Annotated in this window: 16 protein-coding genes; 10 read left to right on the forward strand and 6 right to left on the reverse strand. The window is 71.9% G+C overall.

Annotated features, from left to right (window positions below; genetic code table 11):
• Positions 1 to 7 precede the first annotated feature (7 nt).
• From ACFTQE_RS10775 to ACFTQE_RS10785, 3 genes are read right to left on the reverse strand one after another with little or no spacing between them, the layout of a single operon-like run.
• Positions 8 to 1,969, reverse strand: a complete 1,962-nt coding sequence (locus ACFTQE_RS10775; protein ID WP_376925058.1) for a helicase HerA-like domain-containing protein — start codon at positions 1,967 to 1,969, stop codon at positions 8 to 10.
• A 57-nt stretch (positions 1,970 to 2,026) separates the two neighbouring features.
• Entirely contained in the window at positions 2,027 to 2,512 is a 486-nt protein-coding gene (locus ACFTQE_RS10780) for a hypothetical protein (protein ID WP_376925059.1), read from the reverse strand.
• Positions 2,513 to 2,561: 49 nt separating this feature from the next.
• The gene (locus ACFTQE_RS10785) at positions 2,562 to 3,017 is read right to left on the reverse strand and encodes an SRPBCC domain-containing protein (protein WP_376925060.1); all 456 of its coding nucleotides are present in this window, start codon (positions 3,015 to 3,017) and stop codon (positions 2,562 to 2,564) included.
• A 128-nt stretch (positions 3,018 to 3,145) separates the two neighbouring features.
• Here ACFTQE_RS10785 and ACFTQE_RS10790 point away from each other — a divergent pair, with 128 nt between their 5' ends.
• The 3 genes from ACFTQE_RS10790 to ACFTQE_RS10800 are packed head-to-tail and all read left to right on the forward strand — an operon-like array spanning position 3,146 to position 6,207.
• Positions 3,146 to 4,072 carry a helix-turn-helix domain-containing protein gene (locus tag ACFTQE_RS10790; protein ID WP_376925061.1) on the forward strand — a complete coding sequence of 309 codons (927 nt, stop codon included), beginning with the start codon at positions 3,146 to 3,148 and terminating at the stop codon, positions 4,070 to 4,072.
• Between the two features lie 48 nt (positions 4,073 to 4,120).
• The gene (ligD, locus tag ACFTQE_RS10795; RefSeq protein WP_376925062.1) at positions 4,121 to 5,356 is read left to right on the forward strand and encodes a non-homologous end-joining DNA ligase; all 1,236 of its coding nucleotides are present in this window, start codon (positions 4,121 to 4,123) and stop codon (positions 5,354 to 5,356) included.
• Positions 5,353 to 6,207 (forward strand): aminoglycoside phosphotransferase family protein, encoded by an 855-nt coding sequence (locus ACFTQE_RS10800; protein ID WP_376925063.1) that lies wholly within the window; start codon positions 5,353 to 5,355, stop codon positions 6,205 to 6,207. The genes ligD and ACFTQE_RS10800 overlap by 4 nt, the downstream gene beginning before the upstream one ends.
• A gap of 27 nt (positions 6,208 to 6,234) precedes the next feature.
• Here ACFTQE_RS10800 and menC read toward each other — a convergent pair whose 3' ends face one another.
• Positions 6,235 to 7,455 (reverse strand): o-succinylbenzoate synthase, encoded by a 1,221-nt coding sequence (gene menC / locus ACFTQE_RS10805; RefSeq protein WP_376925064.1) that lies wholly within the window; start codon positions 7,453 to 7,455, stop codon positions 6,235 to 6,237.
• A gap of 5 nt (positions 7,456 to 7,460) precedes the next feature.
• The gene (locus tag ACFTQE_RS10810; protein WP_376925065.1) at positions 7,461 to 8,273 is read right to left on the reverse strand and encodes a hypothetical protein; all 813 of its coding nucleotides are present in this window, start codon (positions 8,271 to 8,273) and stop codon (positions 7,461 to 7,463) included.
• A 144-nt stretch (positions 8,274 to 8,417) separates the two neighbouring features.
• On the opposite strand from ACFTQE_RS10810, the gene glp reads away from it, so the two are divergent.
• Genes glp through ACFTQE_RS10825 form a run of 3 tightly spaced genes read left to right on the forward strand, consistent with a single transcriptional unit; the run spans position 8,418 to position 10,671 of the window.
• Positions 8,418 to 9,668 (forward strand): gephyrin-like molybdotransferase Glp, encoded by a 1,251-nt coding sequence (glp, locus tag ACFTQE_RS10815; protein ID WP_376925066.1) that lies wholly within the window; start codon positions 8,418 to 8,420, stop codon positions 9,666 to 9,668.
• 23 nt (positions 9,669 to 9,691) lie between these two features.
• Positions 9,692 to 10,396, forward strand: coding sequence for a molybdenum cofactor guanylyltransferase (locus tag ACFTQE_RS10820; protein ID WP_376925067.1), 705 nt, complete (start codon positions 9,692 to 9,694; stop codon positions 10,394 to 10,396).
• The gene (locus ACFTQE_RS10825; protein WP_376925068.1) at positions 10,393 to 10,671 is read left to right on the forward strand and encodes a DUF6457 domain-containing protein; all 279 of its coding nucleotides are present in this window, start codon (positions 10,393 to 10,395) and stop codon (positions 10,669 to 10,671) included. Before ACFTQE_RS10820 ends, ACFTQE_RS10825 begins: the two co-directional genes overlap by 4 nt.
• 30 nt (positions 10,672 to 10,701) lie before the next feature.
• Here ACFTQE_RS10825 and ACFTQE_RS10830 read toward each other — a convergent pair whose 3' ends face one another.
• Positions 10,702 to 11,943 (reverse strand): MFS transporter, encoded by a 1,242-nt coding sequence (locus ACFTQE_RS10830; RefSeq protein WP_376925069.1) that lies wholly within the window; start codon positions 11,941 to 11,943, stop codon positions 10,702 to 10,704.
• 222 nt (positions 11,944 to 12,165) lie between these two features.
• On the opposite strand from ACFTQE_RS10830, the gene ACFTQE_RS10835 reads away from it, so the two are divergent.
• From ACFTQE_RS10835 to narI, 4 genes are read left to right on the forward strand one after another with little or no spacing between them, the layout of a single operon-like run.
• On the forward strand, positions 12,166 to 15,921 hold the full coding sequence (locus ACFTQE_RS10835) for a nitrate reductase subunit alpha (protein ID WP_376925070.1): 3,756 nt from the start codon (positions 12,166 to 12,168) through the stop codon (positions 15,919 to 15,921).
• Positions 15,921 to 17,561: a nitrate reductase subunit beta gene (gene narH / locus ACFTQE_RS10840; protein WP_179550800.1), complete on the forward strand. Its 1,641-nt coding sequence runs from the start codon at positions 15,921 to 15,923 to the stop codon at positions 17,559 to 17,561. Before ACFTQE_RS10835 ends, narH begins: the two co-directional genes overlap by 1 nt.
• Positions 17,558 to 18,277, forward strand: a complete 720-nt coding sequence (gene narJ / locus ACFTQE_RS10845; RefSeq protein ID WP_376925071.1) for a nitrate reductase molybdenum cofactor assembly chaperone — start codon at positions 17,558 to 17,560, stop codon at positions 18,275 to 18,277. Before narH ends, narJ begins: the two co-directional genes overlap by 4 nt.
• Positions 18,274 to 19,032: a respiratory nitrate reductase subunit gamma gene (gene narI, locus ACFTQE_RS10850; RefSeq protein WP_179550801.1), complete on the forward strand. Its 759-nt coding sequence runs from the start codon at positions 18,274 to 18,276 to the stop codon at positions 19,030 to 19,032. Before narJ ends, narI begins: the two co-directional genes overlap by 4 nt.
• The last annotated feature ends 41 nt before the right edge of the window (positions 19,033 to 19,073 follow it).

A 19,073-nucleotide genomic window follows, 5' to 3' on the forward strand; every position in this document is an offset into this window, starting at 1 on the left:
GGTGAGCCTACTTGCGCTTGGCCATGCCGAAGATCCCGGTGATGACGCTCGTCAGCACGTTCTGCGTGGTCTTCGAGCCGAGCACCTGCTCGAGCGCCGACTTCTCCTTCGAGCGCGATGAGCGCGATGAGCGCGATCGCGACGTCGTCGAGGTCTGCTTCATGAGCCGGTCGTACTCGGCCTGCGCCTTCCGGTCGGCCTTCGCGGCATCCGCCCGGATCTTCGCCTGCATCTTCTCGAACTCGGCATCGGCCTTCGCCTTGGCCGTCGCCGCCTCCTCCGCGCCGACCTTCGCCGCGGCATCCGCGAGCTTCTTGGTGAGGATCTCGTGCGCCGACTCGCGGTCGATGCCGGTGCCGTACTTCGCCGAGAGCGGCGATGCGGCCACGGCCGCGTCGATCACGGCGTCGGGCGAGGGCGACATCGACGCCTGCGGGGCACGCAGCCGCGTCCAGGCGACCGGGCTCGGCGCGCCCTTCTCGTTCATGACGGTGACGATGGCCTCGCCCGTACCGAGCTGGGTGAGCGCCTCCTCGAGGTCGTAGCCCGACTTCGGGTACGTCGAGACCGTCGCGCGCAGCGCCTTCGCGTCGTCGGGCGTGAACGCCCGCAACTGGTGCTGCACCCGCGAGCCGAGCTGGGCGAGCACGTCGGCCGGCACGTCCTTCGGGGTCTGGGTCACAAAGAAGACGCCGACGCCCTTCGAGCGGATGAGTCGCACGGTCTGCGTGATCTGGGCGAGGAAGTCCTTGGAGGCGTCGGCGAAGAGCAGGTGCGCCTCGTCGAAGAAGAAGACGAGCTTCGGCTGATCGAGGTCGCCGACCTCGGGCAGGTCGGTGAACAGGTCGGCGAGCAGCCACATGAGGAACGTCGAGTAGAGCGCCGGCTTGTCGGCGACCCCCGGCACCTCGAGCAGGCTGATGACGCCGCGGCCGTCGGACGCCACGCGCAGGAACTCGGCCGTGTCGATCTCGGGTTCGCCGAAGAAGACGTCAGCGCCCTGGTCGGCGAAGGTGATGAGCTCGCGGAGGATGACCCCGACGGTCGCCTTCGACAGGCCGCCGAGCCCCTCGAGTTCGGGCTTGCCCTCGTCGCTGACGAGGTACGCGAGCACGGCCCGCAGGTCTTCGAGATCGAGCAGCGCGAGGCTGTTCGCGTTCGCGTAGTGGAAGACGAGGCCGAGGCTCGACTCCTGCGTCTCGTTCAGGCCGAGCGCCTTCGAGAGCAACAGCGGGCCGAAGCCCGAGATCGTCGCACGGATCGGCACACCCCGGCCGACGCCGCCGAGCGAGTAGAACTCGGTCGGGAAGCTCGCGGGGCTCCACTTCTGGCCGATGCCCGCGGTGCGGGCCAGGAGCTTCTCGTTGCCCTCGCCCGGCGTCGCCACGCCCGAGAGGTCGCCCTTGATGTCGGCGGCGAACACGGCGACGCCGTTGGCCGAGAGCTGCTCGGCGAGCACCTGCAGCGTGCGGGTCTTGCCGGTGCCGGTCGCGCCCGCGACGAGCCCGTGCCGGTTCGTCATCGCGAGCGGGATGCGCACGGGCACGTCGGGCAGCGCCGCTCCGTTGACGAGCGCACCGATCTCGAGCGCTGCGCCCTCGAGTGCGTAGCCGGCGCGGATGGCGTCGACCTGGGCCTGGTCGAGCGGGCCGGACGCCTCGGCTGCGGGCGCCGACGCCGCGGACGGCTCGGGCGCCGGCTCGGGAACGGGCGCCGGCTCAGCTGCGGGCGCCGGCTCGGGAACGGGCGCCGGCTCGGCTGCGGGCGCCGGCTCGGGAGCTGGCGCCTCGGCTGCGGCGGGCGCTGCGGCATCCGTCGCCGTCGTCGCAGCCTCAGCTGCGGCCTTCGCGAGTGCCGCCGCCTCCTCCGCCTTGCGCATCGCCTCCTCGGCCTGCGCCTGCAGCGCCTTCGCCGCTTCGGCGGCCGCAGCGGCCGCCTCCTGAGCCTGCTTCACCGCGTCGTCAGCCATGCTGCGATCCTACGGCTCGCGCCGCCGGGGAACTCGGCACCGCCCGCGCGGCCCCGCCTACGACAGACGAATCGTCGGGCGCAGGCGTTCGGGCTTCGCGATGCCGAGGCGGGCCATGTGCACGGCCGAGTTCAGGTACAGGAACGCGAGCAGCCCGAACTGGAGGGCGGTTCCGACGCCGAGGCCGAGGGTCACCCCGCTCGGCAGGGCGGTGACGCCCAGTGCACCCAGGATCGCGCCCAGCACCGTCATCGCCGCGAGAACGGAGCAGAGGATGCCCAGCCGGCGGCTGAGGGTCGGCCAGGCGGTCATGCGCCACCACGCCCGGGGCGGGTCGATCGGCTCGCCTCGGCCGCGGAAGATCCGCACCGCGAGCGCGAACGCCGCGAGGTTCACGATCGTGTTGACGATCTCGAGCGCCACGCCCGGCGCACCGAGCGCGTCGAGCAGGTCGATGAGCGCGTACCCGACGATCCACGCGACGACGATGTAGAGCACCTTGAGCTCCCAGCGCACGATCCGAAACGCGGGTTCTCGCCCCATGGTGCCTCCTTCGCCGACCGGTGGTGGCATCAACCTACTCCGCGCGGGGTCACGAGGGGAACGGCAACGCCCTGCCGGTCTCGACCCACGACTTGAAGCTCGACAGCACGAGCGGCCAGGTGTCGGAGGTCTCGGATTCCGCGGGGTGGCCCTCGCTCCATTCGTCGTTCGTGAACGTGAGCTTCGTGAGCGACTCCCCCGCCGGTTCGAGGCGCCAGGTCATGCGACTGCGGAGCTCGGCGTGATTCTCCCGGTAGGTGGGCCCGGGGTGCTCGGTGAGCTGCAGGATCGCGCCCGGCACCGCCTGCAGCACCTCGCCGTAGACGTGCACGGTCTCGTCGCCGTCCTGCCCCGGCCCGACGTACTCGTAGCGGGCGCCGGGCGCGAGCTCGCCCTGCAGCGCCGAACCCCACATCACGGCCCGGCTGCCCTCCTCGCCGGTGATCGCGTCCCAGACGCGGTCGGGGACTGCAGCGACGAACAGGGTCATCTCGAAATCGGGCATGGTGTCCTCCTGTGGTGGTTTCCGGTGGTGGCATCGACGCTACGGATGCCCCGGTGCCCGCGTCTTGCACAAACGCGACGCGGCGTCCGACTGGGGGCGACGTCGGTGGGGCTCGCCAGACTGGGCCCATGCAGACGGGTGAGAACTACTGGCGTTCGCGTGCCGGCGCCGCCGTGAAGGGCGTGCTCGCCGGCCGACCGGGCGAACCCGGCATCGCGCCGCTCGCGGGCCGCGCCGCCGAACAGGCCGACTCGCTCGATGCGCCCGTGCGCCTCACTCGCCACGCCGTGAGCGCCGATCTCGAGGGGCTCGTGCGCCACATCTGGATTCCCCGCTGGCGGCTGCCGTCCGGCATCGTCGTCGAGCAGGGCGTGCTCGACTACCCGTCGGCGAACCTCGTCGTCGAGCCGCACGCGGCAGCCCTCTACGGCCCAGAGCTCGGGCGCAGCCGCCAGCGCCTCGAGGGCGAGGGCTGGGCGTTCGGCGTGCTGCTGCAACCCGGCGTCGCGCACCGCCTCGCGCCCGGCCCCGTTCGCGAGATCGTCGGCTCGTCGGTCCCGCTCGATGCGCTGCGGGCGACGGATGCGGCCGGCTTCGCCGAGCACGTGCGCGCAACGGTCGGGGCGGGCGACGAGGCATCCGCGATCACCGGCTTCGAGGCGTGGCTCCGCAGCCAGCGCATCGAGCTCGACGACGATGCCGCGCTCCTGCGGCACGTCGTGGAGCTCGCCGAGACCGACCGTACGATCGTGCGCGCCGAGTCGCTCGCCGCAGCGTCGGGCCTGAGCCTTCGCGCACTCGAACGGCTCGTTCGCGGCCGACTCGGGCTCACGCCGAAGTGGCTCATCGGGCGCTACCGCATGCAGGAGGCCTCGCAGGCGCTCGCGGCGGCCGAGCCGCCGTCGCTGGCCGAGCTCGCCGCCGACCTCGGCTTCTCCGATCAGGCGCACTTCACGCGCCAGTTCCGGGCCGTCATCGGCGAGACCCCGCGCCGATACGCTCTCGCAGCCGCGACGGTGGCCGAGTCGTCGACCGCGGCCCTGCCATCCGGCTGAGGGGAACGACCCTCCCCTTCGCGGGCGCCGCGCCCTAGTGTGGAGAGCGTGAGCCCCAAGGCGTCGACGGCCGAGGTGCTGCAGATCGACGACCGCGAGGTGCGCATCAGCAGCCCCGACAAGATGGTGTTCCCCGAGCCGGGGCTGACGAAGCTCGACGTCGTGCGGTACTACCTCGCCGTCGTCGAAGGGGCGCTGCGAGGCGCCGGCGGGCGGCCGATGGTCCTGAAGCGCTTCGTGAAGGGCATCGATCAGGAGGCGTTCTTCCAGAAGCGCGCCCCCGAGAAGCGGCCCGACTGGATCGAGACCGCGACGCTGCACTACGCGTCCGGCAACTCGGCCGAAGAGGTCGTGATCCGCGACGCCGCAGCGCTCGCCTGGGTCGTGAACCTCGGTTGCCTCGACCTCAACCCCCACCCGGTGCGAGCCGAGGACCTCGACCATCCCGATGAGCTGCGCGTCGACCTCGACCCCATGCCGGGCGTCGAGTGGGCGCAGATCATCGACGTCGCGATGGTCGCCCGCGAAGTGCTGGCCGACCACGGACTCGTCGGCTGGCCGAAGACCTCGGGCTCCCGCGGCCTGCACATCAACGTGCGCATCGAACCGCGGTGGGATTACCGCGAGGTGCGGCTCGCGGCCGAGACCCTCGCGCGCGAGGTCGAGAACCGGGCTCCCGGCATGGCCTCGGCGAGGTGGTGGAAGGAGGAGCGGGGCGAGAGCGTCTTCGTCGACTTCAACCAGAATGCCAAGGATCGCACCGTCGCCTCGGCGTACTCCATCCGGCCGCTGCCCGACGCGCGGGTGTCGACGCCGCTCGACTGGAGCGAGGTGCGCGGCAGCCACCCCGAGCGATTCACCGTGGCGAGCGTGCTCGAGCGATTCGCCGAGCGCGGCGACCCCGCTGCCGGCATCGACGACGCCGTCGGCGGCCTCGACGGACTGCTCGCCCTCGCCGAGGAGCTCGGTCCGGCCGAGAAGCCGCCGAAGTCCTCCGACGGCTCTGGGCGCCGCGCCTCGACGATGCCCCTCATCGAGATCGCCCGTGCCGAGACGAAGCCCGAGGCGCTCGAGGGGCTCGAACGCTGGAAGGCGAGGCACCCCGAGGTCGTCGCGCTCCTCCACCCCGCCGACCTGCTCGTCGACGGCATGCGCGGCAGCTCGTCGCTCTGGTACCGCATCCGGGTGAACCTGCAGCACGTGCCCGAGGCCCAGCGGCCCGAGCAGGAGCCGCTCGAGGTCGACTACGACCCGTGGGCGGGCAAGGAGTGGAATCGCCCGTGAGCGACCTCGGCCCGGTGAACCCCGGATTCGCCGGCGATGCCGCATGGCTGCGGCGCTGGCACCTGCGCCCCTACGGCGACCCCATGACGACGGCATCGAGCCGGCTCATCCCCGTGCGAACGAGCGACGGCGCGCCGGCGATGCTGAAGCTCGCCCACATCGACGAGGAGGAGCGCGGCGCAGAGCTCCTCGTCGCCCTCGACGGACACGGCGCCGCGAAGGTGCTCGCCCATCGCGATGAAGCGCTGCTCCTCGAGCGCGCGACCGGAACCCGCGACCTCGTGCGGATGGTCGCCGAGGGCCGCGACGACGAGGCGAGCCGCACGATCTGCACAGCGGCCGGCCGCATCCACGCGGCATCCGCTCTCGTGCTCGAACGCCCCGACCCGCCGGAACTCATCGACCTGCCGACCTGGTTCCGCGAGCTGTTCACGGCCGCCGACGGCCTCGGCGCGCAGCACCGCCGCGGCGCCGACATCGCCGCCGCCCTCCTCGACGACCCGCGCGACCCGGTCGTGCTACACGGCGACCTGCACCACGGCAATGTGCTCGACTTCGGCGAGCGCGGCTGGCTCGCGATCGACCCGAAGGGCCTCGTCGGCGAAGCCGGCTTCGACTACTGCAACCTGCTCTGCAACCCCTCGCCCGAGCGGGCGCTGCGCCCCGGCCGGCTCGAACGCCAGTTCGGCGTCGTCGCCGAGGCGAGCGGCATCGAGCGGCCCCGGCTCGCGCAGTGGCTCGTCGCGTGGTGCGCGCTCTCGTCGACCTGGTTCGCGCTCGACGACGACCCCGGTCGGGCGGGGTCCGCCGCGGCGATCGGCGAGCGCGCGGCCGCGCTCCTCGCCGCCTGACCTCCCCCGGCGAACGTCGAAGGGGCGTCAGCGGCGCGTCAGCACGACCGGTTCCGCACTCGCCCACTCGCGCACGAGCTCCTCGCGCACCGCGACGCCGGTGCCGGGGGCGTCCGGTACCCGCAACTGCCCCCGGTGCTCGCCCGTGCCGAGCACGAACGGCTCCGTGACGTCGTCGGCGTAGTAGCGCGACGACGCAGAGGTGTCGCCCGGCAGCACGAAGCCGGGCAGGGCTGCGAGGGCGACGTTCGCCGCGCGGCCGATGCCGGTCTCGAGCATGCCGCCGCACCAGACCGGCACGTCGAGGGCACGGCACGCGTCGTGCACGCGCAGCGCCTCGAGATAGCCGCCCATGCGACCGGGCTTGATGTTGATGACGGACGTCGCCCCGCGTTCGATGGCGTCCACCGCGGTCGCGGCGTCGAGGATCGACTCGTCGAGGCAGACCGGCGTCTCGCATGCACTTGCGAGCAGCGCATGCGTCGCGAGGTCCTCCTCGGCGAACGGCTGCTCGATGAGCAGCAGCCCGAACGGGTCGAGGCCGGCGAGCAACGGGATGTCGTCGGCCGTGTACGCAGTGTTCGCGTCGACCTGCAGCAGGCCGCCCGGCCCCATGAGTTCGCGCACCGCCGCGACGGGCACGAGGTCCCAGCCGGGCTTGATCTTCAGCTTGATGCGCCGGTAACCTTCTTCGAGGTAGCCGGTGACCTCGTCGAGCAGTTCCTCGAGCGTCGGGGAGATGCCGACCGAGACGCCGCAGTCGACCCAGTCGCGCACCGCGCCGAACGCCTCGCCCATCGACCGCCCCTGGGCACGCAGCTCCGCGTCGAGCACGGCCGCCTCGATGGCGCCCTTCGCCATGCGGTGGCCCGAGACGAAGGCGAGCGCCGGCGCGACGGCTGCCGCGAGCGGCACGCCGCCCGAGCGGGCATCGCCCGCGAGCGCGGCGTGCGCGGCTCCGGCCGCCGGCGCGTCGAGCAGCGCGGGCGCGAGATAGCGCTCGATGACGGATGCCGCGCCGCCGACGTACTCCGAGGAGTAGAACGGATCACGGCCCGCCACGCACTCGCCCCAGCCGTCGCCCGCGTCGGTGCGCACCCGAACGAGCAGCGCCTCGCGCACGGTCTCCCGGCCGAAGCTCGTCTCGAAGGGGCGTACGAGCGGCACCTCGATGCGATGCAGCTCGATCGCCTCGATGCGCGGTGACGGGGTCGGCTGCGCGGCCGGCGTGGTCGGTGTTCCGGTCATGGGTGTCATTCGGCCTCCCGGTCGGGGTCGTCGTTCGTGAAGACGTAGTCGCCCGCCGAGTCGAGCTCGGGGCGCAGCCCGTCGGCGGCAAGCGCGGCGAAGGCGTCGTGCGAACGCTCGCGGAGTCGGGCCGCGTCGGCGGGGGCATCCGCTCGCAGTCGCTCGAAGTCGGGATCGAGCGCGAGGCCGCCTCGGGCCGACCAGGTCGGCTGCGGCCGCATGGCGAGCGCACGGCGGGTGCGCACGGAGTCGAGGCGCCAGCGCACCTCGAAGCGGTCGCTGCGGTCGGTCCCCGTGATCGCGTCGTCGAGCCGCCCATAGAAGTCGGGGTGGTAGGCGATGACCTCGGCACCGAGCCGCACGAGGTTCATGCGGGCGTTGCGACGGATGAGCGGGTCGTAGGTCCAGCGGATCTCGTCGATGCCGTGCTCGAGGCAGATCGCGCGCTGGCGGAGCTTGAGGGCGAGTCCGATGCCGCGGCCCCGGGCCACGGGGTCGACGGCGTTCATGTGCGAGTGCAGGTGGAGGCCGCCCTCCCAGCCGAGGAAGCCGAGCGCGGCGCCGAGCACTCCGGTGCCCGACGCGGGCCTCGGATCCACCGCGACGAGCAGCGTGCCGCCCGCGTGCGCCAGCGCCTGCAGCATCGAGCGGTCGGGCCCTCGCCCCTCGCCCCAGGTCGCCTCGAAGCGGGCGAGCATCTCGTCGAGCTCGCCGCCGGCGGCCTGGCGGGTCTCGACACCGGCGTGGGCGTCGGCGGCATCCGCCGACTCGATCGCAGCCGGCCACCCGGCCGCGGCCCTCGGACGCACCTCGATCATGCCTGCCGACCTTCCCTCATGGCTCGACGCTAGCGTGCGGCGACGCGGCTGCGGGAGCCTCATCGCCGCTCGTTGCGGCGATCGACTGCCGCCCGGGCCCCGGTAACGTTGGCGCATGGACTCGAAGCACATGGGGCGGGGCGCATGAGCCGCGGTGCCCACGAGTCGGTCGAGGCCCATCTCGAGCACGTGCTCGGCCGCATCCGCCCGCTCCCCGCGCTCGAGGTGCTGCTCGCCGAGGCGGGCGGGCTCGTGCTCGCGGCGTCGATCGAGACCCGGCTGCCGATCCCCGCCTTCGACAACTCCGCAATGGACGGGTACGCGGTTCGCCGGGCGGATGTCGCGGGCGCAGGGCCCGACCGCGAGGTGGCCCTGTCGGTGGTCGCCGAGGTGGCGGCCGGCAGCCCGCTCGATCCCACGATCGGGCCCGGCGAGGCGGTGCGGATCATGACCGGCGCAGCCGTGCCGTCCGACGCCGACGCCATCGTGCCGTTCGAGGACACCGACTCCGGTATCCGTTCCGTCCGGGTGACCGCGGCGCCGAAGCCGGCCGCGCACATCCGTCGCGCCGGCGAGGACGTCGAGGCGGGCCGGCCGATCCTCGAGCAGGGGGTCGTCCTGACCGCTGCCCGACTCGCCGCCGCGGCCGCGGCCGGCCACGCGCGAATGGCCGTGCGCCCCTCGCCGAGGGTCGCCGTCATCGTGACGGGCAGCGAGCTGGTCGGTCCCGGCGCTCCGCTCCGGCGCGGGCAGATCCCCGAATCGAACTCGGTGCTGCTGGCGGGGCTCGTGACCGAGGCGGGCGGCACGGTCGTTCGGGTCGAGCACGCTCCCGACGACGCCGAGGCCTTCGCCGCGGCGCTCGCCGGGGCGGTGGCCGAGCACCCCGACCTCGTCGTGATCTCGGGCGGGGTGAGCAAGGGGGATCACGACATCGTGCGGACGGCCCTCGAGCCCCTCGGGAGCGTCGACTTCCACTCCGTCGCGATGCAGCCCGGCAGCCCGCAGGCGTTCGGAACCCTGCCGGACGGCATCATCGTCTTCGGCCTGCCCGGCAATCCCGTCGCGGTGGCGGTGTCGTTCGAGGCGTTCGTGCGGCCGGCGCTCCAGCGGCTCCGGGGAGCTGAGCGCACGCAGCGACGCCGCCTGGCCGCCGTCGCCACGGCCGGCTGGCGCAGCCCGGTCGCCCGCCGGCAGTACATGCCGATCACGATCGTCGACGACGCCGATGGTGCGAGCCGGGGCGGGTTGCGGGTGCGTCCGGCCGCCGAGGGCGGTTCGGGCTCGCACCTCGTCGGCGGGCTCGCAGCGGCCGACGGCTTCGCGATCGTCGAGACGGGCATCGACGAGGTGCGCGCGGGCGACGAGGTGCAGATCGTGCTGGTCGGCGGATGACCCGGTCGAGCGGGGATCCCGGCATGGATCCCGGTGCAGCAGCCGCCCCACGGCCCGGCGCCCACGCGAGGGCGTTCACGCTCGACGCGGTGATCCTCGCGGGCGGTCGCTCGAGCCGGCTCGGCGGCACCCCGAAGGCGGAGCTCGAGGTGGGCGGCATCCGTCTCGTCGATCTCGCCGTGGCCGCCGCGCTCGAAGCCGGCGCCGGTCGCACGGTCGTCGCCGGGCCGCCCGGACTCGTCGCTCCCCCGGCGATCTCCCGGCGCGAGGACCCGCCGTTCGGGGGCCCGGTGGCCGGTGTGGCCGCCGCGCTCGAGGCGCTGCCCGACGCCGAACCGCATGGCGGGGCGGATGCCGCGTGGGTGCTCGTGCTCTCGTGCGACCTCCCGCATGCGCACGCCGTCGCCGCCGCGCTGGCCGACGCCGCACGAACGGCGACGGACTCGCCGACGGGCGACGGGATCGACGGCATCTGCCTCGACGACGGACGCCCGCAATGGCTCACCGCGGTCTATCGCCGTGCCCGGCTCGACGGCGCGCTCGCCCGGCTCGGCACCGTGCGCGATGCGTCGGTCGGGGCACTCGTCGGAGGGCTCCGCCTCGACCGGATCGACGACGTCGACGGCCTCGCCGCCGACGTCGACACGTGGGCCGACCTCCGACGCGCGCGCGAGGCATCCGCTCGCCCCGCCGGGGCCCCGAACCGCAACCCGGAAGGATCACGATGAACGACTCCCCCGCCCAGGCGACGCCGGGCGAACTCGACGAATGGGTCGCAGCCCTCGCCGCGGAACTCGGCATCGACGCCTCGGGCGTCTCGATCGGCGAGGTGCTCGACCTCACCCGCGAGGTCGCGCACGGCGTCGCCCGACCGGCGGGCCCGCTCAGCACCCTGCTCGTGGGGCTCGCCGCCGGTGCGGGCAAGGGCTCGATCGACGAACTCTCGGCGAAGGCCGCTGCGCTCGCCGCACGTTGGCCCGAGCAGGGCCGACCGCGCGGCTGAGCGGCCGCTCCGCGCCCCGACCGCCGATGCTCAGGCGCCGGGTCGTGCGTCGCGGAGCATGCCCGCGACGACGAGCGCGACCGCACCGACGAGCACGAGCAACCAGAGCCCGAGCGCGTAGGAGTTCGTCTCCGCCTGGTACGTCGCGCCCATCACGAGTGGCGGGAAGTACCCGCCGAGGCCGCCGGCGGCCGCGACGACGCCGGTCACCGCCCCGACCTTGTCCTTCGGGGTCGACGGCCCCACCCAGGCGAACACCGCGCCCATGCCGAGACCCATCGCGGCCGCCATCCCGATGAAGACGGCGCCCGTGAGCACCCCCTCGGGCGGTTGCTGCCCGACGATGTACGCCAGTGAGACGATGCCCGCGAGCGAGATGAGCGAGATGACCTTCGGGCCGACCCGGTCGGAGAGCGCCCCGCCGATCGGGCGGGCCACCACCGCGGCCACGGCGAACAGCGCCGTGCGGGTGCCGGCCCCGATCGGATCGACGTCGTCGGGGTAGATCGTCGTGAGGTACTTCGGCAGGAAGGTCGCGAAGGCGACGAAGCCGCCGAAGACGATCGCGTAGAGGAACGACATCTCCCACGTGATGCGGAGCCGCAGCGCACCCATGACCTTCGGCACGAGCGGCTGACGGCTCGGCTCCCAGACGGGCGAGTCCCGCAGGAACACCCACACCAGGATCGCGGTCGCCGTCATGATCGCCGCGATCAACAGGTGGGTCGGCAGGTATCCGAAGCTCTCGGCCAGTCGCGGCGTGAAGAACGCGGAGACCGCGGTGCCGATCATGCCCATGCCGAACACGCCCGTCGCGAATCCCCGACGCTTCGCCTCGTACCAGGCGCTCGAGAACGGCACGCCGACGGCGAAGATCGTGCCGGCGACGCCGAGGTAGAAGCCGGCGACGAGCAGCAGCGGGAAGCTCGCGAGCTCTCCGGCGAGCGCGACCAGCAGGACCGCGGGCACCGAGGCGAGCAGCACGAAGGTGAACATCCTGCGCCCGCCGAACCGATCGGTGAGGGCGCCGACGACGACCCGGCCGAGCGCGCCGACGAGCACCGGCATGGCGAGCATGAGCGAGATCTGGCCTTCGTCGAGTCCGAGTTCGGTCGCATAGGTCTTCTGCAGCGGCGCGATCACCATCCACGCCCAGAACCCGATCGTCGAGGCGAAGGTCGCCAGCAGCACCTGACCGAACTGCCCCCGCAGTTCGCCGCCCTCCCGTTGCGACGACTGCTGCGACACCTGTTGCGACGACGATTCGTTCATGCTGCCCCCTCGGCACGCTGGAGATCGCTGACGTTCCTGAGGCAGACAGTACCGGCCGACGGCCGAGAACGCACGCGCCCGCGGCGCCCGTTCGACGCGCGGAATCCGCTGATGCGGGCGAGTTCCTTCCCATTCGGGTGATCTCCCACCACAATGGCGGGAGGACGTGTCGGGGCGCGACCGTGGCCGACGCGAAGCACAAGCTGCAACGAGGAGGCTTCGATGAGCCGACCGCCCGGCCCTGCCGCCCAGCCCGCCACCGACGGCCCACTGGCCGACGCCCTCGTGAAGTTCGGCCGGTTCCTCCGGCCCGGAGAGGTGTCTCCCGACCTCCGCACGGTCACCCTCGACGGTGGCCGCCAGGGCGACGTCTTCTACCGCGATCGCTGGGCGCACGACAAGGTCGTGCGTTCGACCCACGGCGTGAACTGCACGGGCTCCTGCTCGTGGAAGGTGTACGTGAAGGACGGCATCATCACGTGGGAGACCCAGGAGACCGACTACCCGTCGGTCGGTCCCGACTCCCCCGAGTACGAGCCGCGCGGATGCCCCAGGGGCGCCGCCTTCAGCTGGTACACGTACTCCCCCACCCGCGTGCGCTACCCCTACGTGCGCGGGGTGCTGCTCGGCCTCTACCGCGAGGCGAAGGAGCGGGTCGGCGGCGACCCCGTGCTCGCGTGGGACTCGCTCATGGCCGACCCCGAGGCATCCCGTGCCTACAAGCGGGCTCGCGGCAAGGGCGGACTCGTGCGCGCCTCGTGGGACGAGGTGCTCGAGATCGTCGCGGCGGCGCACGTGCACACGATCAAGGCGCACGGGCCCGACCGGGTGGCGGGCTTCTCGCCGATCCCGGCGATGTCGATGGTCTCGCACGGCGCCGGGGCCCGGTTCATCAACCTCATCGGCGGCACGATGCAGTCGTTCTACGACTGGTACGCCGACCTGCCCGTGGCGAGCCCGCAGGTCTTCGGCGACCAGACCGACGTGCCGGAGTCGGCCGATTGGTGGAACTCCACGTATCTCATGATGTGGGGCTCGAACGTGCCCGTCACCCGCACGCCCGACGCCCACTTCATGACCGAGGCGCGCTACCGCGGCCAGAAGGTCGTGACGGTCTCGCCCGACTACGCAGACAACACGAAGTTCGCCGACGAGTGGCTCGCCCCGCACCCCGGCACCGACGGTGCGCTCGCGCTCGCGATGGGTCACGTGATCCTCCGCGAGTTCCTCGTCGAGCGGCGCACCGAGCGCTTCGAGCAGTACCTGAAGAGCTACGCGGACGCCCCGTACCTCGTGACCCTCGAACCACGCGGCGACGGATTCGTGCCGGGCAAGTTCGTCACGGCCTCGGACCTCGGGGGCGCTGCCGCCGCCGTCGACAACCCGCAGTTCAAGACGGTGCTGATGGCCGGCGACGGCACCCCGGTCGTGCCGAACGGCTCGCTCGGGCATCGCTTCGGAGCGTCCGACCAGGGCAAGTGGAACCTCGACCTCGAGGGCGTCGACCCGAAGCTCTCGATCATGGACGGCACCGGGTGGACGGGCGAGACGGCGGCGGTCGACCTGCCGCGCTTCGACGTCGCGCCCGAACCGGGCGCGGAGCAGGAGGGCGGAGCCGGCATCGTGCGCCGCGGCGTGCCGGTGGCGCACGTCGCCGGGCGCACCGTGACGACCGTGTTCGACCTGCTGCTCGCCCAGTACGGCGTCGGTCGCGAGGGGCTGCCCGGCACGTGGCCGAGCGGCTACGACGACGCCTCGACGCCGGGCACCCCCGCGTGGCAGGAGGAGATCACGGGCGTGCCGGCCGAGAAGGCCGAACGCATCGGGCGGGAGTTCGCCGACAACGCCGAACGATCGGGCGGCCGCTCGATGATCCTCATGGGCGCCGGCACGAACCACTGGTTCCACTCCGACACGATCTACCGCACCTTTCTCGCACTGACCACCATGACCGGCTGCCAGGGCGTGAACGGCGGCGGCTGGGCGCACTACGTGGGTCAGGAGAAGGTGCGACCCGTCACGGGGTACACGCAGTACGGCACCGCATCGGACTGGTCGCGCCCCGGCCGCGCCATGATCGGCACCGCGTTCTGGTACCTCGCCACCGACCAGTGGCGCTACGACGGGTTGCCGGCCGATCAGCTCGCCTCCCCGCTCGCCGCCGGCCTGTTCGCGGGCCGCACCACCGCGGACTGCCTCGTCGAGTCGGCCAAGCGCGGCTGGATGCCGAGCTACCCGACCTTCGACCGCAACCCGCTCGACCTCGTCGACGACGCCCGCGCCGCAGGGAAGGAGCCCGGCCAGTACGTCGTCGACAGCCTGAACGACGGCTCGCTGCGCTACGCCTGCGAAGACCCCGATGCGCCCGAGAACTTCCCGCGGGTGCTGAACGTGTGGCGGGCGAACATCCTCGGATCCTCGGGCAAGGGCAACGAGTACTTCCTGAAGCACCTGCTCGGCACCGACTCCTCCGTGCGCGCCGCCGAGGCCTCCGAAGGCCGCAGGCCGACGACGATCGACTGGCGCGACGAGGCGCCAGAGGGCAAGCTCGACCTGCTCGTGACGACCGACTTCAGGATGACGTCGACCACGCTCTTCTCCGACGTCGTGCTGCCGGCCGCGACCTGGTACGAGAAGCACGATCTGTCGTCGACCGACATGCACCCGTTCGTGCACTCGTTCAACCCGGCGATCGCCCCGCCGTGGCAGACGAAGACCGACTTCGAGATCTTCCACCTCATCGCCGGCCGTCTCTCCGACTACGCCGCGGCCCACCTCGGCACGCGTGAGGACCTCGTGGCCGCGCCCCTCATGCACGACACCCCCGACGCGATGGCGACCCCCCACGGAACGGTCGAGCACGACCTGCCGCTCGTGCCGGGCGTGACCATGCCGAAGCTCGTCGTCGTCGAGCGCGACTACACCGCGATCGCCGACAAGATGGCGACCCTCGGCCCGCTCGCCGTGAAGGCCGGCATGGTGACGAAGGGCATCGTGTTCGACCCGACCCCGGAGGTCGCCGAGCTCGGACGCCTGAACGGCGTCGCCCAGACCGGCGCCGGCGCCGGGCAGCCGCTGCTCGACACCGACGTGAAGGCCTGCGAGGCGATCCTCGCGCTCTCGGGCACCACCAACGGACGCCTCTCGGTGCAGGGGTTCCGCCAGCTCGAGCAGAAGACCGGCCAGAAGATCGCGCAACTGGCCCTCGACCACGAGGGCGGGCGCATCCGCTTCGCCGATGTGCAGGCGAGGCCGGTCTCGGTCATCACGAGCCCCGAGTGGTCGGGCTCCGAACACGGCGGGCGCCGCTACACCGCCTTCGCGATCAACGTCGAGCACCTGAAGCCGTGGCACACCCTCACCGGTCGCCAGCACTTCTTCCTCGACCACGACTGGATGGCCGAGCTCGGCGAGAACCTGCCGATCTACCGGCCGCCGCTCGACCTCGCGAGGCTCTTCGGCGACTCGCCGGCGGTCGGGTCGACGACGCCGAGCGGCGACCCGGCGGCATCCGGCCATGCCGAGGTCGCCGTGCGTTATCTCACCCCGCACTCGAAGTGGTCGATCCACTCCGAGTACCAGGACAACCTCTTCATGCTCTCGCTCTCGCGAGGCGGCCCCACGATCTGGATGAGCCCGCAGGACGCCGCGAAGATCGGCGTGCGCGACAACGAGTGGATCGAGTCGTACAACCGCAACGGCGTCGTCGTCGCGCGAGCGATCGTCTCGCACCGCATGCCGGAGGGCACGGTGTACATGTACCACGCGAAGGACCGCACGGTCGATGTGCCGCGCACCGAGACGAGCGGTCGGCGCGGCGGCATCCACAATTCGCTCACCCGCGTGCTCTTGAAGCCGAGCCACCTCATCGGCGGCTACGCGCAGCTCTCGTTCGCCTTCAACTACCTGGGGCCGACCGGCAACCAGAGAGACGAGGTCACCGTGATCCGCCGCCGCAGCCAGGAGGTCGAGTACTGATGAAGGTCATGGCGCAGATGTCGATGGTCATGAACCTCGACAAGTGCATCGGATGCCACACCTGCTCGGTCACGTGCAAGCAGGCGTGGACGAACCGGTCGGGCGTCGAGTACGTCTGGTTCAACAACGTCGAGACCCGGCCCGGCGTCGGCTACCCGCGCGGCTACGAGGACCAGGAGAAATGGGGCGGCGGCTGGGTGCGCACGAAGCGCGGTCGGCTGAAGCTCAGGAGCGGCGGGCGGCTGAAGAAGCTCGCGACGATCTTCTCGAACCCCAAGCTGCCCGAGATCCACGACTACTACGAGCCGTGGACCTACGACTACGACATGCTGCTGAACGCCCCCGCCGGCGAGCAGACGCCGGTGGCGAGGCCCAAGAGCCTGCTCACGGGTGAGGACATGAAGATCTCGTGGTCGGCGAACTGGGACGACAACCTCGGCGGCTCGGGCGAGACCATGGCGCAGGATCCGATCCTGCAGCACATGTCGGAGCACGTCGCCGCGGAGTTCTCGGACACCTTCATGTTCTACCTCCCCCGCATCTGCGAGCACTGCCTGAACCCCTCGTGCGTTGCCTCCTGCCCCTCGGGCGCGATGTACAAGCGCGAGGAGGACGGCATCGTGCTCGTCGACCAGGACCAGTGCCGCGGATGGCGCATGTGCGTCTCCGGCTGCCCGTACAAGAAGGTGTACTTCAACCACAAGACCGGCAAGGCCGAGAAATGCACGCTGTGCTATCCGCGCCTCGAGGTCGGGCTGCCGACCGTGTGCTCCGAGACGTGCGTCGGGCGGCTGCGCTACCTCGGGCTCGTGCTCTACGACGCCGACCGGGTGGCGGCCGCCGCGAGCGTCGAGAACGAGCACGAACTGCTCGACGCCCAGCGCGACGTGTTCCTCGACCCCCACGATCCTGCCGTGATCGAGGCCGCGCGCGCCGAGGGCATTCCGGAGGACTGGATCGACGCGGCCCAGCGCAGCCCCATCCGGCGTCTCATCAGCGAGTACCGGGTGGCGCTGCCGCTGCATCCCGAGTACCGCACGATGCCGATGGTCTGGTACATCCCGCCGCTGTCGCCCGTGGTCGACGTGATCTCCTCCTCCGGCAACGACGGCGAAGACGCGAAGACCCTGTTCGCGGCGATCTCGAAGCTGCGGATCCCGCTCGAGTACCTCGCCGGGCTCTTCACCGCCGGCGACACGCGCCCGGTCGAGGCGTCGCTGCGCAAGCTCGCCGCGATGCGCTCGTACATGCGGGGCATCAACCTCGGAGAGGGCAAGGACGAGCGCATCGCCGACGCGGTGGGCATGACCGGCGAGACCCTCGAGGAGATGTACCGGTTGCTCGCGATCGCGAAGTACGAGGAGCGCTACGTGATCCCGGCCGCGCACACCGAGCAGGCCCGCGAACTCGACGAACTCGCCTGCTCGCTCGACTACGACGGCGGCCCGGGCATGGGCGGCGCCGGACCGTTCGGGTCCTCCAGCGGTCAGCAGGTGCCGGTGGCGGTCGAGAACTTCCACGCGCTGAAGAACCGGCAGACCGCCGACCGGCCGTCGACGCCCGGCCGGGTGAACCTCTTGAACTGGGACGGCAACGGAACGCCCGGCGGGCTGTTCCCCCCGAAGGGCGAGAAGAAATGACGGCCCGCCTTCGCCTGCCGATGCAGATCACCCTGAACCGGATGCCCCGGCCGATGCAGTCCCTGACCCTCACGCGCGACCAGCGCAGGGCGTCGCAGATGGCGGCCTCGCTGCTGCTCGACTACCCCGGGCCGGGCTTCGCCGAGCGGCTCGGCGCGATCGAGGCATCCGTCGCCGCGCTGCCCGCGCCCATCGCGGCCGAGTTCGCGACCTTTCTCGATCATGCCCGCGCGACGCCGCAGGCCGAGCTCGAGGCGCAGTACGTCGCGACCTTCGATGTGAAGCGCAAGTGCTGCCTCTACCTCAGCTACTACACGGCGGGCGACACGAGGCGGCGTGGCACCGCGCTCGTCGCGTTCCTCGAGGCCTACCGGGCGGCGGGCTGGGAGTTCGACGCGGACGAACTGCCCGACTTCCTGCCGGCCGTGCTCGAACTGGCGGCGCGAAGCGACTCGCCCGTGGCATCCGAGCTGATCGCCGCGCATCGCGAGGGGCTCGAGGTGCTGCGCGCGGCACTCGAACGGCTCGACAGCCCCTATGCAGCGGTCGTTCGCGCCGTCTGCGGCTCGCTTCCCGAGATCGACGACGCGACCCGCGAACGCGTGCTCGCCCTCATCGACGAGGGGCCGCCGACCGAGACGGTCGGGCTGTCGTTCCTCGGCAACCTGCCGCCGTTCACCCCCGCCGGGGGCCCGCCCGAGGAGGTTCGCACGTGAACGCACTCGAGATCGTGCTGTGGGTGGCGCTGCCCTACGCGGCGTTCGCCGTGTTCGTCGTCGGCCACATCTGGCGGTACCGCTACGACAAGTTCGGCTGGACCACCCGGTCGAGCCAGGTGTACGAGAACCGGCTGCTGCGCTGGGGTTCGCCCATGTTCCACCTCGGCATCCTCTTCGTCATCGCCGGGCACTTCGTGGGCCTCATCATCCCGCGCGAGTGGCTGTACGCGATCGGCATCGACGAGCACATGTACCACCTCGGAGCGACGGCGCTGGGAACGGCGGCCGCGGTGCTCACCATCGCGGGCCTCGTGATCCTCATCTACCGGCGTCGCACGGTCGGGCCGGTGTTCCTTGCGACGACCACGATGGACAAGGTCATGTACGTCTTCCTCGGCGCCACGATCGCGTTCGGCACGGCCGCGACCGTGCTGCACCAGGTGTTCGGGCCGGGGTACGAGTACCGCGGCACGATCGGGCCGTGGTTCCGGAGCCTCATCGGCCTGCAGCCGCAGCCCGAGCTCATGGCCGACGTGCCGCTCGCGTTCCAGCTGCACGTGATCACCGCGACCCTGCTCTTCGCGCTCTGGCCGTTCACCCGGCTCGTGCACGTGTTCTCGGCCCCGGTCGGCTACCTCTTCCGCCCCTACATCGTGTACCGCTCCCGCGATGCGCAACGGCCCAACCGGCCCACCCGTCGCGGATGGGAGCCCGTCGAGCAGCCGGACCCGAAGCGGCTCACCAAGCTCTGAGCCGCCGGGCCTGCACCCTCGACGGGCGGATGCCGCAGCAT

Source organism: Agromyces sp. NPDC056965 (assembly GCF_042673425.1).
Lineage (GTDB): Bacteria > Actinomycetota > Actinomycetes > Actinomycetales > Microbacteriaceae > Agromyces.

Excerpts from the sequence above, each read along its gene's own strand:
- ACFTQE_RS10775 (WP_376925058.1), bottom strand. The coding sequence starts at position 1,969 with ATGGCTGACGACGCGGTGAAGCAGGCTCAGGAGGCGGCCGCTGCGGCC.
- ACFTQE_RS10780 (WP_376925059.1), bottom strand. The coding sequence starts at position 2,512 with ATGGGGCGAGAACCCGCGTTTCGGATCGTGCGCTGGGAGCTCAAGGTG.
- ACFTQE_RS10785 (WP_376925060.1), bottom strand. The coding sequence starts at position 3,017 with ATGCCCGATTTCGAGATGACCCTGTTCGTCGCTGCAGTCCCCGACCGC.
- ACFTQE_RS10790 (WP_376925061.1), top strand. The coding sequence starts at position 3,146 with ATGCAGACGGGTGAGAACTACTGGCGTTCGCGTGCCGGCGCCGCCGTG.
- menC (WP_376925064.1), bottom strand. The coding sequence starts at position 7,455 with ATGACCGGAACACCGACCACGCCGGCCGCGCAGCCGACCCCGTCACCG.
- ACFTQE_RS10810 (WP_376925065.1), bottom strand. The coding sequence starts at position 8,273 with ATGATCGAGGTGCGTCCGAGGGCCGCGGCCGGGTGGCCGGCTGCGATC.
- glp (WP_376925066.1), top strand. The coding sequence starts at position 8,418 with ATGAGCCGCGGTGCCCACGAGTCGGTCGAGGCCCATCTCGAGCACGTG.
- ACFTQE_RS10820 (WP_376925067.1), top strand. The coding sequence starts at position 9,692 with ATGGATCCCGGTGCAGCAGCCGCCCCACGGCCCGGCGCCCACGCGAGG.
- ACFTQE_RS10825 (WP_376925068.1), top strand. The coding sequence starts at position 10,393 with ATGAACGACTCCCCCGCCCAGGCGACGCCGGGCGAACTCGACGAATGG.
- ACFTQE_RS10830 (WP_376925069.1), bottom strand. The coding sequence starts at position 11,943 with ATGAACGAATCGTCGTCGCAACAGGTGTCGCAGCAGTCGTCGCAACGG.
- ACFTQE_RS10835 (WP_376925070.1), top strand. The coding sequence starts at position 12,166 with ATGAGCCGACCGCCCGGCCCTGCCGCCCAGCCCGCCACCGACGGCCCA.
- narH (WP_179550800.1), top strand. The coding sequence starts at position 15,921 with ATGAAGGTCATGGCGCAGATGTCGATGGTCATGAACCTCGACAAGTGC.
- narJ (WP_376925071.1), top strand. The coding sequence starts at position 17,558 with ATGACGGCCCGCCTTCGCCTGCCGATGCAGATCACCCTGAACCGGATG.